Raw genomic sequence first — 14,052 nt, 5'->3', positions numbered from 1 at the left:
GGTGGCTACGGCTCGTACTGAATCCATGGGCCGCCTTTGCGCGGCCCATTCTTGTTTCATGCCGCGCAGATGGTGGGCTCGGCCACGTTCTTTCGCTGCTTGCCACCCTGTTGCTTGGGTGGGACCAGGTCAACGTGAATCCGATAGCCAAGGGCGGTGGCTGCACGGCTGAGCGTATCGAGGGTGAGCCCGGTATCCGCCTCATCCAGCACGCGATCCAACTGCGACCGGCTGGTATTCATGCGCTTGGCCAAGTCGGACTTGCTGACCTTGGCCACCTTCATGGCCTCAGCAACCTGCCAGGCGATCACACGCTTGACCGCGACAGATGCGGACTCTTCAAGCAGCCCTTCCGACTCCAGGAAGTCGTCAAAGCTTGATCCGATGTGCTGGTTCTTGCTCATTTGATCACCTCATCTCTACGCTTTTTTGCCAATGCCAGATCGGCCTTGGGCGTCTTATCGGACTTCTTCACAAACCCGTGCAGCAGCACCATGTCCTGCTTGACCGTGGTGAACATGACGCGGGCAATCCCTTCGGGGATCGAGCTACGCACTTCCCACAGCCGGTCATCCATCTTTCGCACCAGCGGCATGCCCATGGGCCAGCCGAGCTGGACCGTCTTGATATCGCCACCGATAGCCCTGCGTGCCTCGGCGGAGACTTCTTCCTTGAGCCATATCCGCACGGGCTCATCGGCCGAGGCGGAACGGTAGAATCGGACGTCCAAGACTGTCTTCATGCGGCCAGTATACGCCGGGAGTGCCTTGAAGTGTACTTATTTATGTACGTTCATTCAGGGCCGCTGACCCAACTTTCGGCGCCTCCAACGGCGTATGGCGGCGCCCCCATTTCAGCCAGGGGCCAGCGTGGAATCCGAGACGTGCGCTGCCGTCATGGCGCGGAATTCCGGGCGATGGTCAGTCACGTAATCCAGCCAGCGGTGCGATGCCTGAAAGGGGGGGGCTGCGGTTCTGGGGCAGTCAGGCAAGCGCGTGGTTGCGGCCCTGACTGTAACCAGTGTAACCAGTCGTCCCCAACGGCTGGTACGCGCTCGGGTCACCCGCAAGCCATTGATATATATGGGGATGGGAGAGGATGTAACCAGTGTACCAATGTGACCAGTAAAAACAGTGAGTCAGAAATCTCAAACAGGAAATGGCAGGCGGCAAGACAGCAGGTAAAACCGGCGAAACCCTTGGGAGACAATGGAAGCGGGCAGGGGGAGAGGGGCGGTAGTGCCTGCACAGGGCGTGTAACCAAAAAAGCGTTCCAGACCCATAATTCATAGCCTTCCTGAAACACTTTAAGTAGTGGGTGTTTTCTTCTTGGACGCTATCGGATGCCATCTTTTCTCCCTTCCCTGGTCACCGCACATTTGGCGTCCATCTGACTGCTCAATGCCACGCCAGAAACCCCCTTGGGTGCAGGGATTCGCAGGCTTTGGCATGACCTTTCTGTGCCTCGACAGCCTTGCTGGGCCTGTTCTTGGCCGCTGTGCAGGTAGTGCAGAAAAAGCACCCTATGAAGTGCGCAGGCGTGGCGGGGAGACGAGTGCGCGCGCAGAGGGGAGAGGACGGCTTGCAGGCAACCCAAGGGGCGCCGACACGCGCGCATCGCTGGTCATGCAGCTCGCGTGTGCGATGCTTGCCTCTCTATCTGTAGCCTATGGAAGAGTCGCCTCAAGTACTCACTCAGCGTCGCCAGTCATGAAGTCATATCCGCCCATCAGGTGACTTCCCCGCCGGACTAGGTGGCCGGGAGGCAGCTGGGCTAACAAGGCTTCGGCATGACCTTGCGAGCTTGCCACGTCCGCGAGCTGGAAGGTTTCAGAGTTGTAGACGCAGAAGCCCCAGCGACGGCCAGGGTTTGTGTCATCTAGCGTCGGGGCAAGTTGAGGCGCTTCTGGGACCATGGCCAAGCATGTTGCGTAGCCAAGGCCCGGCGCTCCGTCGCTCGGCTCCCATGAAGAACTGACTATCCCTATCACTTCGCCAAACCTATTGAAAACGGGCCCGCCGCTCATCCCGGACGGCCAATCCGCTTCAACTTCGAAAACTGGTGATGGATGTGCTGCGCCTCGCCCATCGGGGAACAGATCTGTGACGGTTCCGTAGACCCCGAACATTCCCTCTCGCAGATAGCGCGCGATCTCATCCGCGCTCATTGCCTCGAAGTGAAGCTCGGGGTATCCGACCGCGAACACCATCTCACCAACGTTGGGGCGGTAGCCGAAATTCACGGCCACTGTGTGGAACGAAGGTGCGTCAGCATCTAGCAAGATGCTAACGCCGGCGATATCGGGGCCAATTTGAAAGCCGGCATCACCCTGTAGCTCTGAGAGCGGATTAGCTCTCTTCTGCGCAACGATGGCGTCCACACGCTGGATAGGGGCCCAACATGGCTCAGGTATGCCCACAGTTCCAAATACAACCCCATAGCCAAGTAGAACGGTGGAGTGGGGCGACTTGGTAATGTCTGCGCTGATTCGGGCATCCGGTTTGATCTGGCGCAGATGCCGGGCGCGGACGCAGTCCACTACGTGGTCCGCAGTCAGTAGTCGGCCCCAGCCGTCAACATGGAAGGCGGTGCCAGCTCCGCGTATAGACCCGTCCACATCGCGCTGGAACACGGGTACGACCGCCCGGCGCAAACCAAAGGGGTCATCTATTGGAAAGAGGGTGCCGTGCTTGGCGCCTTGACCGTACGGAAATCGGGGGGCGTGAGTCCGAAAGGCGTCAAAGGTTCTAGGGGCAAAGGTGCCAGACATAGGCCGGAGTCCAGGTCGGTAGTGTGCGTGTAAGGTACTCGGGGCGACTTCTGTATGCAGCCCAGGCTTACACCCGATTCCCGCGCGGCGTCCGTGCTCGGCTCTTAGCCTCTGCTCTTTGACGGTAGCTTTGGCGGTAAGTGTCCTGGCTTACCATATGGAAATACAGTAAAAACAGTATGATAAATGGGTAATGTGGTTCCTGGTGGGCCCACCAACCCAGCGTGCATGAACGGCTGCTGGTCTGCCTTCAAGGCAACATCTGATCCACACGCAAGGATCGAACATGCCCGACACCCGCGCCCCGGTGGAAGACTTCACCACTGAAATCGAAGACAGCCGGCATCTGTTCGCCTGGTGCCTGGTGCGCTACGGCCAGATTCCCGAAGCGCTGGCAATCGAACAGGCACGCGAACGCTATCCGGACCAGGCCGCCGGCCACGAATACGAGCACGAACTGCTCTTCCACGACGAGCCCTGGCATTGGGCGATGCTGCATCTGCTGGGCGAAGGGTACTGGCACCAGAACCCGGAACTGTTGCAGCCGTCGCTGGAGTACGACACCGAATCGGACGCGCTGTGCCTGGCGCGCGGCGAGCCGATTCCCTTGCTGGATGAGGATGAGTATCTCGGTGCGCTTGCGCACGCGCGCCATATGCATGCGTGGACGTTGATCCATCAGGCAGGGATTGACGAAGGGCAGGCACAGCGGCAGGCGCTTGAGTACTACGCGTACTTTCCGCCGCATCATCGCTGGCGCATGTGCGTCCACGATGCGCGCGCTGCATGGGTCGACGTGATGAGCGTACTGCACATCAATGACTACTGGAGCCGGCCCGAACTGCAGAGGCCGCCTGAGGCGTACTGGCGCGCGTCACGTGCATTCGCCCTGGCACAGGGGCTCCAGCTGCCGGAAATTCCGCCTCCCTCATGAGAGGGCGCTGCAAGGGTGGCATGATGTGGCTTCCGCCGATCCGTACGACAAGGAGCCCGCATGAAGCGCAGTGCCCGTATGTTCGTCGCCCTGACTACCCTTGCGGCACTGCCTGCCGCTGCCGAGCCGTCCGACTCACCCAGGCGCCCGTCGGTTGACACCCTGCAACGCCTGATCGTCGACAAGGCACCGCAGACGCGCGTAGCAACACCGGACCACGAGCGCATCACCGCACGGCGCATCGATATCGTCGATGACACGGGGGTGATCCGCATGACGCTGTCCGGAAAGACACCGGCACCGATCATCGATGGCCTGCAGTACAAGCGCGCCTTCAACGTTGCCGGCATGGTGCTGTACGACAACCAGGGCAGCGAGCGCGGTGGCTTCGGCACCGCCGATGTCGACGGCGGCATGGCGGTGCTTGCGCTGGACCATCCGGCGATGGATGCGATCGGCTGGCGGGTATCACCCGATGGTGCGGTGAGTTTTTCGATCAACCAGGCGCCGAAACTGATCCGTGAGCCTGCATTGGGCAACAAGCTGATTCCTGGGGTGCAAGCACCGACCCGCATCGGTCTGGTGGTCGGGCCTGACGGCACGCCGGCCATTGCCTTGAACGACAAGGCAGACCGCACGCGACTGCGGCTGACTGTCACTGCCGAAGGCTACGGCGCGATCGAGTTCCTCGATGCGCAGGGCAAGGTGATCCACACATTGGCGCCGGAGGCTGAACTTCGGCGCTAGCGCGTGGGGGGCGCCGATCGGCGCTTACCCGCGCCGCCCTCTGCCATCAATGCTGTACCGCCCGGCCCCGGTGCAGGCCAGCAGCAGGAAGCCACCGGCCAGTCCCAGGTTCTTCAGGAACATGATCTGCTGGGTCTGGTCGGCGAAGTTGTGGTGGAAGATGAAAGCGGTGACCAGGCTGAAACCCACCAGCACGACCGACACCAGCCGGGTCTGGAAGCCGAGCAGGATGCACAGTCCGCTGCCGATCTCGAAGGCGATGGTCGGCCAGAGCAGGATGCCGGGCACGCCCATCGCTTCCATGTAGCCCTGGGTGCCGCTGAGATCACCAAGCTTGCCCAGGCCGGAGACCAGGAACAGCGCCATCAGCAGGAGGCGTGCAAGCAGGTAGGCGAGCGAATGGGATGAGTGGCTCACGTCGGTGTCCTCGGAGATGGCCGGCGAAGGCGATCGGAGCCCACCGGCAGTGAAGCCCGTGTCTACGCCAAGGGCAAGGCGCCTTGACAGCTGGCCGTCCGCAGGAGACCTTTCTCCCATGACGATTGATATTGAATCGCTCAGCCTTCGGGAGCTGGGCGCCTTGGTGGTTGCCGCTGAACAGCGGAAACAGCTGATTTCCAGCCGCCGTCCGGCCAGTGCGGTACGGCGGATGTTGAAGGCCGCAGCAGCAGAAGCGGGGTATACCCTCGAAGAGCTGTTCGGCGGAGAGGTGAACGAAGAGGCCGCTCCCCGCCGGAAACCGGCACGGCGCAGAACCGGGAAAGTGGCGGCCAAGTACCGTGACCCGGAGTACAAGCGCCTGACCTGGTCCGGCCGCGGGCGCATGCCGCGCTGGCTGGCGTCCAAGGTGCAGAAGGGCCACAAGGTGACCGACTTCCTGATTCCCGGCCTGGCCCGGCCGACGGCGCGCAAGAGCAGCCCGATCGGCAAGCGCACGGTCTTCAAGAAGGATTGAACCTGCCGCGCTGCTACCCTGCCAGGGTCTTTGAACGAAGGAGCGCGCGATGGCACACGATGGCAGCCTGACGATCTTACCCAGAGTCCTCTACATCGCGGCAGGCGCGGCGGTGCTGGTCAGCCTGCTGGCCTGGGCGGTGGAATGGAGCGGAATGGCCTATGTCTGCCCGTACTGCCGCGTGCAGCGCACGGTCATCGGCGTGCTGGGTGTGCTGACGCTGTTTGCACGACCGGGCGGTCTCATCGTGCCGTGGTTGTCGTACACCGCAGGCGGCTTCGCGTTCGTGGTCGCGGCGATGCAGCACTTCAACGGCTGGAAGCGCATTTCCGCCGGAGATTTCAGCTTCAACGCGCAGTGGTATATCGACCCGTGGCTGCTGTCAGGTTGCGCGATGCTGATCCTGGTGGCGCAGCTGATGCTGGTGCAGGCCGCATGTCGGCGTAGTCTGCACTGAAGCCTGCCCACGGGCGTAGCGTCAGGCGTTCTGGAACACCGCCAGCTGCGCAGCAAACGCACGCTGGTAGGCGGGGCGCTGCGTTGCACGGCCCACATAGGCCACCACCTGCGGGTACTCATCGAGGAGGCCGCTGCTCTTCAGGCGCAGCAGCACCGAAACCATCATCAGGTCGCCGGCGCTGAACTCGCCCTCCAGCCACAACGCCGATCCCAACCAGGCGGACAGCTGTGACAGCCGCATACGCACGCGCTCATCGAGCATCGGCAGGCGCTGCGCATACCAGGGCTGCTCGCGCTCCAGCACCCAGGCCATCGAGCGCTCGACGATGGGCGGCTCCACCGTATTCAATGCAGCGAACACCCACATGATCGCGCGCATGCGTGCATCTGGATCAGCAGGAAGCAGGCCGGCATGCTGCTCGGCCAGGTGCAGCACGATCGCGCCGGATTCGAACAGGACCTGGCCGCCGTCCTGCCAGGTGGGGATCTGCCCGAAGGGGTTGCGGGCCAGGTGCGCGGGCTGCTTCAGCTCGGCAAAGCCGAGCAGCTGCACGTTGTAGGGCACGGCCAGCTCCTCCAGCGCCCAGCGTACGCGCATGTCACGGGCCAGGCCCTGGCCGCGGTCCGGGGAAGTGGCGAAGGCGGTGAGGATCGGGCACATCGTGGCACTCCTGCAGGTCGAAGGGCCTGCCTTTCCTGTTCCGACGAACCACGGGGCGGGAAATCGACACCCTTCCCGGGACGGCGGGCGATACACTGCCCGCCACCCACCACTCCTGTGCCTCCTCATGTGGCAGCGCCGCACTTCCCTGGCCGAACTGCAGCAGCAACGCGATGTGCTGCAGGCTGAGATGGATGCGGACGCCCAGCGATGGGTCTCACAGCTTCCGCCGGATGATCTCGTGGCAGCGCTGATGCCGCAGGCGCGCCGGCTTCAGGAGCTCAATCAGCTGATCCTGCGGGCTACACCGCCGCGTGAGCTGATGAAGCGCCTGAAGGCGCTTGAGCGACAGCTGCTCGAACCCGGTACACAGAACGCAGGCGTGCGGAGGGGACTGGAAGATGAACTGCGCGATCTGCACCTCTATTTCAGCAATCCCCGCCGTCGCCCATTGACGGCAAAGGTCATTCTCATCCTGTTTGCCTGCGTTCTGGCCGCCTTGTTCCTGCCGAGGCTGCTTATGGACCTGCTGATCGCTCTCTAGGCCGGCCTCACCCCGCCCGATGCAGCTTCCGGTACTGATCCGGCGTGCACTGCGCGTGCCGCTTGAACATCTCGGCGAAGGCGCTGACGCCGGAATAGCCCAGCTCCTCGGCGATCCGGCTGATCGGCCGGCGGGTGCACAGCGCCTCGGTGGCGCGCACGAACTTCACCCGTCCACGCCAGTCGCCGAGCGACATGCCCAGCTCGCTGCGTGCCATGCGCTCCAGCTTGCGCACGCTCATATGGTGCCGCTGCGCGATTTCGGCAACCGATTCGGCCACCGACAGGTGTTTCTCCATGTACGCCATCACCTGCTTCAGTGCATCGCTGCTGGCGATCGGCAGGAAGCTGGGCAGAACGGCCGCATTGACGATCTGGTCGATCACCACGGCGGCCATACGCCGCTGGGCCGGGGTCTGCGGATCGGTCACGCCCTGCCGTGCCAGTTCGTGCAGTAGCTCGCGCAGCAGCGGGCTGACTTCCAGTGCACGGCAGCGATCAGGCAAGCGGCGTGACAAGGCCGGCGACAGATAGGCCGAGCGGTAGGCCAGCTGCGAGCGGTTGCGCGAATAGTGGGCCATTCCCGGTGGAATCCAGATCGCGTAGTGCGGCGGGGACACCATCCATTCGCCGTCGATCTTCATCTCCATCACACCCTGCGCGACGAAGTTGAACTGGCCCCACGGATGGCTGTGCGTCCCCCAGTCCGTGGGCTCCATCGCACCCTGCCGGAAGTAGATCGGACCGGGCAGCTGGTGGAAGGTGGGGATTGGCTCCATCGGTTGCCGCAAGCCGGGGTCGGTGTGGCGCATTTTCGGGATGTCCTCGATATGCGCCAAGCGTACGCTGGCCATTCCCCTACGTACACCCGCGTTCCGTGAACTATCTTTTCCCGATCCTCGCCTGCCTGCTGTGGGGCGCGAACACCATCGTTACCAAGCTTGCTTCGGGCTCGGTCGGTCCCATCGACATCGGCTTCTTCCGCTGGCTGGTCGCGGCGGTGGTCCTGCTGCCGTTGGCGCTGCCACGTCTGCGCGAAAACCTGCCGACCGTGCGCGCCAATCTCGGGCGCTTCCTGGTGCTGGGCTGCCTGGGTGGGGTGATGTACCAGTGCCTGGCTTACTATGCGGCGCACTTCACCTCGGCCACCAACATGGGGGTGATCCAGGCGCTGATTCCGTTGATCGCGCTGGCGCTGTCGCGCGTGTTCATGGGCCATCCGGTGCGAGGCACTTCCATTCTTGGCGCGGTGATCTCCACTGCCGGTGTGGTGGCGGTGGTCTCGCAGGGCGACCTGGCGCGGTTGGCAGCGCAGGGCCTGAACCGAGGAGACGCGATCATGCTGATCGGCGCATTGGCCTTCGCCGCCTACAACGTGCTGATGCAGCGCTGGAAGATTCCGCTGTCGGTGCTGGAGTCGCTGTTCCTGCAGGCCACCGCTGCATCGCTGATCCTGTTGCCGGTACAGCTGCTGGTCGGCACCGGGGTGAACAACCTCACGGCGGTCGGCTGCATCGGCTTCGCCGCCGTGTGCGCTTCGATCCTGGCGCCGCTGACCTGGATGACCGGATTGTCACGCCTGGGCGCTGCGCGCGTCTCTGGCTTCTTCAACCTGGTGCCGATCGTGACCGCCGCGCTGGCTGTACTGCTGCTGGGAGAATCGCTCAGTGGCTGGGTACTGGGCGGTGGCCTGCTGGCGGTGTCCGGCGTGGTGTTCGCCGAGTACAGCGCCAGGCGCGCCGCCGCAGTGCCGAGCGAGCAGCCCGCATAGGGCTTCGGTCATGCGGGATACGTGTCTCCGCTCAGCGCCTGTTCCACCCGCTGTTGCAGCGCGTCTGCATCATGGCCGCGTTTGCCCTGCAGACTGAGATACAGCGAAAGCGGGTCCACCACATCGCCAATACTGGTGAATGCCGGCGGATAGGCCCAGATCTGCAGCCGTGCGCTCTGGAGGCAGTCCGGGCCGGGCATGGGAAGTGCGCCCAGCAACCGCCACGCATCGATGTGCAGTGCGCGGGTGCCACCGATCGGGGGCGGTGACGTTTCAGCAAGCGCATCGAGGCCGGCCGTCGGCGCCGGATGCCCCGCATCGCGGAGTGCCTCGGCGGTCGGGCCCCAGCAGACATCCACTTCCTTCAGGATGGGGGAACGCAGGAACGGCTGTGCCCTGGCCCAGACCTCGTCGCGGTTGCCGGCCAGCTTCAGGAAGCGCTCGCGGCCCCCGGTGGAGCGCTCGACCAGGCCGCGACCGACCAGTTCGGCAGACAGGCGCGACGCCGTCATCGAGGTGTAGCCGGCGACGGCACTGATCTCGCGCGGCGACCACCAGCGCGACTGGCCGCTCAGCAGCACGTGGATCAGTACGGCCTGCGCCGAAGGCAGCAGCGAGATGGCTTTCTTCTCATGATCGGGGTCGTCGCGGAACTCAATAGCCAGGCTCGGCGCGAACAACTGGGTGTGCGGGACCACGAAGTCGATGTGGTTCTCGACCAGGAAGCGGCGCTGGGTCGGCGTGAGATAGGGCGAGACGTACAGCACCAGTGCATTCGCTGCAGAGCGCAGGCAGCGCACATCCTGGATCACGCGGGTGCTGGACTCGCCCGGCTCGCGGGCCACGGCGAGCATGGCGGGGGTTTCCCCGTACAGCATCAGCCCGGCGAGGTGGTAGCGCGATGCCATCGCGTGGGGAATGGCATGCAATGAAGCAAGTGGATGCACTGCCGAGGCGAGCCCGGGAAGAATCCTGCGCAGGTACCGCTGCGCGTCAGCGACCAGGTCGGTCAGGCCGGTGCGAACTGCCGTCGTCATCTCGTACTTCCCTTGCGGCGGCATGTCCGGAAGATCGGAACCCGGCCACACCGTCACATTCAGTGGTGAACCTGGAGACGGGTGTGCAGTGTCGGGGCGCGTGGCGATCCATGCGGTCCTGCTCCTTAGCCGTCATGACATCAAGTGTTGCCGGGAACCTTGGAGATTCCGTCGAAAAACGATGGAGATTGGGTGGAGGCGGTGTGCATCGTGGCCGGCGGACTCCCCTTCCGCCGGCCACGAGCACGGACCTGCCCGTCAGAAGCGCTGCGAGTACTTCACGTACACGGTGCGGCCGATATCGAAGCCGCCGTAATAGGGGAAGGAGCTGGACGGCTTGGAGAACATGATCGGGCCCTGGTGGTTGAACACGTTGTTCGAACCCAGCGCCACGGTGCCGTCCCACGGCAGCTTGTAGCTGACCTGGATGTCGTGGAAGGCATTGGAGCCGACCTTGCGCAGGGCATCCGGTTCACCGTAGGCGTAGCGGTCGGGCAGGGTGCACGGACGGTTCGGTACGCAGTTTTCAACCATGCCGGAGTAGTAGCGCACGGTGTACTGCGTGCTGAAGTTGCCGAGCTGCCAGTTCACACCCAGGTTCGAGCGCAGGCGGGAAATGCCCGGCTGGCCGATCCGGCCCATCATGATCGTATCGCCGGCGGAGTTCTGGTTCTCCTCGTCGTACTTGGAGACATAGCTGTTCTGCAGGTCGATGGTGAAGCGGCCGAACGAGAACTCGGGCAGGCGGTAGCGGATACCCAGGTCCCAGCCTTCGGTTTCCATCGAGCCCAGATTGGCCAGACCGTAGAACATGCTGGTGATGTGGCCATCGCCAGCGCGCTTGACGCTGCCACAACGCGAAGCGTTGCCGAGCACGTAGCAGTCACGCAGGATGCGGTCGACGCTGTCCTGGATGATCATGTTGGTGATCTTGTAGCTGTACCAGTCGAGGTTGATGTCCAGCCCGTCCACCCAGCGCGGGCTCCAGACCACGCCCACGGTCTTGCTCTTGGACTCTTCCGGGCGCAGCTTCGGATCGGAGCCGGTGGTGAACTCGTCAGGCGTGGCGCACGGATAGCTGGCGCAGGGCTTCAGGCTCTGGTTCAGCTGCTGGTAGCCCAGCGGGACGCCGGCGGCGTTGCAGGCGGCATTGCCGTTGACGCTGTTGGTGGCGCCGATGCCGCACGGGTCGACATAGGTTTCGAAGCTGGTGCCCAGGCCGCCATACAGATCGGAGATGCTCGGTGCGCGGAAGCCTTCGGCGAAGGTGCCACGGATCATGAGCTCTTCGATCGGACGCCAGGCGAAGCTCGCCTTGGAATTGGTGGTGCTGCCGAAGTTGCTGTAGTCGGAGTAGCGCGTAGCCAGGTTCACGGTCAGTTCCTTGGCGAACGGCAGGTCGCGCAGGATCGGCACGTTCACTTCGGCGAAGAACTCGTTGAGGCTGTAGTCACCGGCGGTGGTGGACGCACCAAGCGCCGTGCTCTGCCGTGACTGGGCGAAGGCATCAGGCACGAAGCGGCCTTCTTCCTTGCGGTACTGATACCCCAGGGCGACGGACAGGTCACCGGCAGGCAGTTCGATCACCGGGCCGGAGATATTGGCGAAGTAACTGCGGGTCTTGGTGATGCCGGTATCGTTGAACGTCGGGAACAAGAAGCGCTGCAGTTCGGGATCGGAGAGAGAGCCAGCCCCCGCGACCCCGAACGGCAGCAAAGGATTCCAGGCCAGGCAACCCGAGACCGGCGATGCCGCCGTGCCACACCGGGCCACACCGTTGGCATCGAGGTAGGAGGGCCCCAATGCCTGCCGGGAAGCGATCAGGCTCATGTCGCCACGACCTGTTTTTGTAACTTCATTGCGGTTGAACAACGCGCCGACTTCCCAGTCGTACGTCTTGGTCCCCAGCTCGAAGTAGCCGGACAGACTGGGTGCAACCCGCAGCGACTTCAGCTTGCTTTCGGTCGTGCGCGGCACTTCCCACAGGCGTCGATTGAACGCGATGCCGTGGTCGAGCGGGTTGAATACGCTGGCCGCGTCCAGGGGCGTGCCGAACTTGGTCGACTGGTACGGGTAGCCCGCGATCTGCTGGTCGGTGGTGCGCTCGTTGTAGCCGATGTCGGCAGTGAACTTGATCTGGTCGGTCAGCGCATAGTCCGTGCTCAGGAACAGCGAGCGGCGCTCGATGCCGGTCTGCAAGTGCATCTGGTCGTTGCCGTTGGCGAACTCGGCCGGCGTGATCGGGTGGTAGTCGTTCGGGTTCTTCGGATCGCCGCCACGATTGAGGGTCTTGAATACGGCATCACCGGTATTGCACTTGTAGAGCGCCGGGTCGCACCACGAACCGTTCTGGCTGATGTTGCTCCAGTCCGCGCCCGGGTAGTTGGGGCCGGCGCCACCGTACCGGGAGAACTCGCGGTCGCGGGCAAACACTGGATCGGACTTCTGGTATTCCAGCGCAAGGGTGTAACCGCCGCGCTCGCCGCGTGCGCCGGTGACCAGCGAGAACGTGCTGTCCTTGCCATCGCCCTGGCTGAACTGCCCGTGCTGCATGGACACTTCCAGGCCTTCGTAGTTCTTGCGGGTGATGATGTTGACCACGCCAGCGATTGCATCCGAGCCGTACAGCGAGGAGGCGCCGTCCTTCAGCACGTCGATGCGTTCCACCGCGCTCATCGGAATCTGGCTGAGATCCTGCAGGCCACTGGTGGTGGCGCCGAGCCGCTTGCCGTTGACCAGAACCAGGGTGCGCGTGGCACCCAGATTGCGGATGTTGACGTAGTAGCCACCAACGTTCTCGCCGGACGCCAACGCGCGCGCACGCGAAATGGTCGGCGCGCCGGTGGAGGTCAGGTTCTGCAGCAGGTCGGCGATGGTGGTGAAGCCCTGCTGCTCGATCATCGCGCGGGTGATGGCGATGATCGGCTGCTGCGTTTCGATATCCACGCTGCGGATGGCCGAACCGGTAACCTGGATGCGATCGAGGTTCTTCGGTGTTTTATCGCTGTCATCCTGCGCATGCGCGGCCGGTGACCAGGCAGCGGCCAAGGCCGTGCCCACTGCCAGGGAAAGCAGGGTGTACTTGTAGTGCATTTGGCTCTCTCCAAATCCAGTTGAATGGGTTTCCGCATCGCTGCGTGGAAACCGATCTGAAATCCCGCTGTGCGGAATCGGAAGGAACCTAACACTCCGTTTGCAACTCGATTACGTTATGGACGCGTTATCGTCGCGCGCCGGATACAGCGTTCATGCACAGGCCATGCACGAAACCGCGACGCGCACCAAGGGTGCTCTGCTTCAGTCTGGCTGCGGGCTGATGACAGACTCCAGGAGACATCCGATGAATACACCCGGCAAACCAAGACCCACGTGGAAGCAGTGGCATGTGCTGTTGCTGGTGCTTGCCATCGCACTGTTGGTGACGCTGATCATCGTCATCGCGCCATGGTGAATCGTCGGCGTTCTGCTCAGGTACCGTGAACGCGGAAATGCGACGGGATGAAGGAGTCAGGGCGCGTTGAGGGTGGTGATGCATGCATCAATTCGTACTCACCCAATCGGCACATTCAAACCTCCACAGTGGTCCCGAAGGCAACGCACTCGCGCTGTCATTCTCCATAGACCATCGAGCACACAGGAGCGATTCCATGAGCACCCAGTCCACCATCGAACATCGCCTCAACGACCTGATCGAGATCGCCCGCGACGGAAAGTCGTTCTACGAGGAAGCTGCGACCAAGGTGAAGGATGCCGAACTGTCGGCCCTGTTCACTCGTATTGCCGGCGTCAAGGGCCGCATCGTCGCCGCACTGAGTGGCTCCGTTGCTGCCAGCGGTGGCAAGCCGGCCGAGCACGGCACCGTGGTCGGTTCGATGCAGCAGTTCTATGGCAAGGTCCGCGCTGCATTCGGCGACACCAACTATGGTTACGTGGCCGAGCTGGAAGAGTCCGAAGACCGGCTGCTTGGCGCGTTCAAGGACGTGCTGAAGGACAACGAACTGCCGCCGGCCGTGCGCCAGGAAGTCACCCAGCTTCTGCCTGAAGTGCAGGAGTGCCATAACGTGATGCGTGCGCGCAAGCACGCCATGAAGGCGGCCTGACGATCATCGGCGGCCTTCTCCCCGGGGCCGCCACGGTCGGGGCAGCGTGGCTGCCCCGGCCATCTTTGCAACCAG

The 14,052-nt window shown here is 63.3% G+C and carries 15 protein-coding genes; 7 read left to right on the top strand and 8 right to left on the bottom strand.

Annotated features, from left to right (window positions below; genetic code table 11):
* Positions 1–56: 56 nt before the first annotated feature.
* The 3 genes from ACZK33_RS20700 to ACZK33_RS20690 form a co-directional block, all read right to left on the bottom strand.
* On the bottom strand, positions 57–404 hold the full coding sequence (locus tag ACZK33_RS20700) for a helix-turn-helix domain-containing protein (protein WP_252744430.1): 348 nt from the start codon (positions 402–404) through the stop codon (positions 57–59).
* The gene (locus tag ACZK33_RS20695) at positions 401–730 is read right to left on the bottom strand and encodes a type II toxin-antitoxin system RelE/ParE family toxin (RefSeq protein ID WP_242878625.1); all 330 of its coding nucleotides are present in this window, start codon (positions 728–730) and stop codon (positions 401–403) included. The genes ACZK33_RS20700 and ACZK33_RS20695 overlap by 4 nt, the downstream gene beginning before the upstream one ends.
* 960 nt (positions 731–1,690) lie before the next feature.
* Positions 1,691–2,770 (bottom strand): S1 family peptidase, encoded by a 1,080-nt coding sequence (locus tag ACZK33_RS20690; protein ID WP_252744429.1) that lies wholly within the window; start codon positions 2,768–2,770, stop codon positions 1,691–1,693.
* A 286-nt stretch (positions 2,771–3,056) separates the two neighbouring features.
* Here ACZK33_RS20690 and ACZK33_RS20685 point away from each other — a divergent pair, with 286 nt between their 5' ends.
* Together ACZK33_RS20685 and ACZK33_RS20680 are read left to right on the top strand one after the other, a co-directional pair.
* Positions 3,057–3,704, top strand: a complete 648-nt coding sequence (locus tag ACZK33_RS20685; RefSeq protein WP_423174147.1) for a hypothetical protein — start codon at positions 3,057–3,059, stop codon at positions 3,702–3,704.
* 60 nt (positions 3,705–3,764) lie between these two features.
* A complete protein-coding gene (locus tag ACZK33_RS20680; protein WP_423174146.1) occupies positions 3,765–4,451 on the top strand; it encodes a hypothetical protein in 687 nt (228 codons plus the stop codon).
* A gap of 24 nt (positions 4,452–4,475) precedes the next feature.
* Here ACZK33_RS20680 and ACZK33_RS20675 read toward each other — a convergent pair whose 3' ends face one another.
* Positions 4,476–4,868 carry a DoxX family protein gene (locus ACZK33_RS20675; RefSeq protein WP_423174145.1) on the bottom strand — a complete coding sequence of 131 codons (393 nt, stop codon included), beginning with the start codon at positions 4,866–4,868 and terminating at the stop codon, positions 4,476–4,478.
* 118 nt (positions 4,869–4,986) lie between these two features.
* Here ACZK33_RS20675 and ACZK33_RS20670 point away from each other — a divergent pair, with 118 nt between their 5' ends.
* Both ACZK33_RS20670 and ACZK33_RS20665 read left to right on the top strand, forming a co-directional pair.
* Complete coding sequence (locus ACZK33_RS20670; RefSeq protein ID WP_049423730.1) at positions 4,987–5,406, top strand: H-NS histone family protein; 420 nt, start codon at positions 4,987–4,989, stop codon at positions 5,404–5,406.
* 49 nt (positions 5,407–5,455) lie between these two features.
* Positions 5,456–5,863, top strand: a complete 408-nt coding sequence (locus ACZK33_RS20665) for a hypothetical protein (RefSeq protein WP_423174144.1) — start codon at positions 5,456–5,458, stop codon at positions 5,861–5,863.
* A gap of 21 nt (positions 5,864–5,884) precedes the next feature.
* Here the strand turns inward: ACZK33_RS20665 and ACZK33_RS20660 are convergent, their stop codons facing one another.
* Complete coding sequence (locus ACZK33_RS20660) at positions 5,885–6,526, bottom strand: glutathione S-transferase family protein (RefSeq protein ID WP_423174143.1); 642 nt, start codon at positions 6,524–6,526, stop codon at positions 5,885–5,887.
* A 127-nt stretch (positions 6,527–6,653) separates the two neighbouring features.
* On the opposite strand from ACZK33_RS20660, the gene ACZK33_RS20655 reads away from it, so the two are divergent.
* The gene (locus ACZK33_RS20655) at positions 6,654–7,070 is read left to right on the top strand and encodes a hypothetical protein (RefSeq protein WP_423174142.1); all 417 of its coding nucleotides are present in this window, start codon (positions 6,654–6,656) and stop codon (positions 7,068–7,070) included.
* A 7-nt stretch (positions 7,071–7,077) separates the two neighbouring features.
* On the opposite strand, the gene ACZK33_RS20650 is transcribed toward ACZK33_RS20655, so the two are convergent.
* Positions 7,078–7,881: an AraC family transcriptional regulator gene (locus ACZK33_RS20650; RefSeq protein ID WP_279912463.1), complete on the bottom strand. Its 804-nt coding sequence runs from the start codon at positions 7,879–7,881 to the stop codon at positions 7,078–7,080.
* Positions 7,882–7,946: 65 nt separating this feature from the next.
* Here ACZK33_RS20650 and ACZK33_RS20645 point away from each other — a divergent pair, with 65 nt between their 5' ends.
* Complete coding sequence (locus ACZK33_RS20645) at positions 7,947–8,840, top strand: DMT family transporter (protein ID WP_107433274.1); 894 nt, start codon at positions 7,947–7,949, stop codon at positions 8,838–8,840.
* Positions 8,841–8,848: 8 nt separating this feature from the next.
* On the opposite strand, the gene ACZK33_RS20640 is transcribed toward ACZK33_RS20645, so the two are convergent.
* Together ACZK33_RS20640 and ACZK33_RS20635 are read right to left on the bottom strand one after the other, a co-directional pair.
* Complete coding sequence (locus tag ACZK33_RS20640) at positions 8,849–9,877, bottom strand: IclR family transcriptional regulator (RefSeq protein WP_049462006.1); 1,029 nt, start codon at positions 9,875–9,877, stop codon at positions 8,849–8,851.
* A 258-nt stretch (positions 9,878–10,135) separates the two neighbouring features.
* Positions 10,136–12,970 (bottom strand): TonB-dependent receptor, encoded by a 2,835-nt coding sequence (locus tag ACZK33_RS20635; protein WP_032128574.1) that lies wholly within the window; start codon positions 12,968–12,970, stop codon positions 10,136–10,138.
* Positions 12,971–13,524: 554 nt separating this feature from the next.
* Between ACZK33_RS20635 and ACZK33_RS20630 the strand changes: the two genes are divergently transcribed.
* Positions 13,525–13,977: a PA2169 family four-helix-bundle protein gene (locus ACZK33_RS20630; RefSeq protein WP_005419568.1), complete on the top strand. Its 453-nt coding sequence runs from the start codon at positions 13,525–13,527 to the stop codon at positions 13,975–13,977.
* Positions 13,978–14,052: the final 75 nt, after the last annotated feature.

This window comes from Stenotrophomonas sp. 86156_Sma (assembly GCF_056481625.1).
The sequence above is the reverse complement of the archived record's forward strand: the minus strand, read 5'-3'. Positions and strand labels throughout refer to the sequence as shown.

Bases quoted from the DNA above. Each gene is read 5' to 3' on its own strand.
- ACZK33_RS20700 (WP_252744430.1), bottom strand. From the start codon at position 404: ATGAGCAAGAACCAGCACATCGGATCAAGCTTTGACGACTTCCTGGAG.
- ACZK33_RS20690 (WP_252744429.1), bottom strand. From the start codon at position 2,770: ATGTCTGGCACCTTTGCCCCTAGAACCTTTGACGCCTTTCGGACTCAC.
- ACZK33_RS20685 (WP_423174147.1), top strand. From the start codon at position 3,057: ATGCCCGACACCCGCGCCCCGGTGGAAGACTTCACCACTGAAATCGAA.
- ACZK33_RS20680 (WP_423174146.1), top strand. From the start codon at position 3,765: ATGAAGCGCAGTGCCCGTATGTTCGTCGCCCTGACTACCCTTGCGGCA.
- ACZK33_RS20670 (WP_049423730.1), top strand. From the start codon at position 4,987: ATGACGATTGATATTGAATCGCTCAGCCTTCGGGAGCTGGGCGCCTTG.
- ACZK33_RS20665 (WP_423174144.1), top strand. From the start codon at position 5,456: ATGGCACACGATGGCAGCCTGACGATCTTACCCAGAGTCCTCTACATC.
- ACZK33_RS20660 (WP_423174143.1), bottom strand. From the start codon at position 6,526: ATGTGCCCGATCCTCACCGCCTTCGCCACTTCCCCGGACCGCGGCCAG.
- ACZK33_RS20655 (WP_423174142.1), top strand. From the start codon at position 6,654: ATGTGGCAGCGCCGCACTTCCCTGGCCGAACTGCAGCAGCAACGCGAT.
- ACZK33_RS20650 (WP_279912463.1), bottom strand. From the start codon at position 7,881: ATGCGCCACACCGACCCCGGCTTGCGGCAACCGATGGAGCCAATCCCC.
- ACZK33_RS20640 (WP_049462006.1), bottom strand. From the start codon at position 9,877: ATGACGACGGCAGTTCGCACCGGCCTGACCGACCTGGTCGCTGACGCG.
- ACZK33_RS20635 (WP_032128574.1), bottom strand. From the start codon at position 12,970: ATGCACTACAAGTACACCCTGCTTTCCCTGGCAGTGGGCACGGCCTTG.
- ACZK33_RS20630 (WP_005419568.1), top strand. From the start codon at position 13,525: ATGAGCACCCAGTCCACCATCGAACATCGCCTCAACGACCTGATCGAG.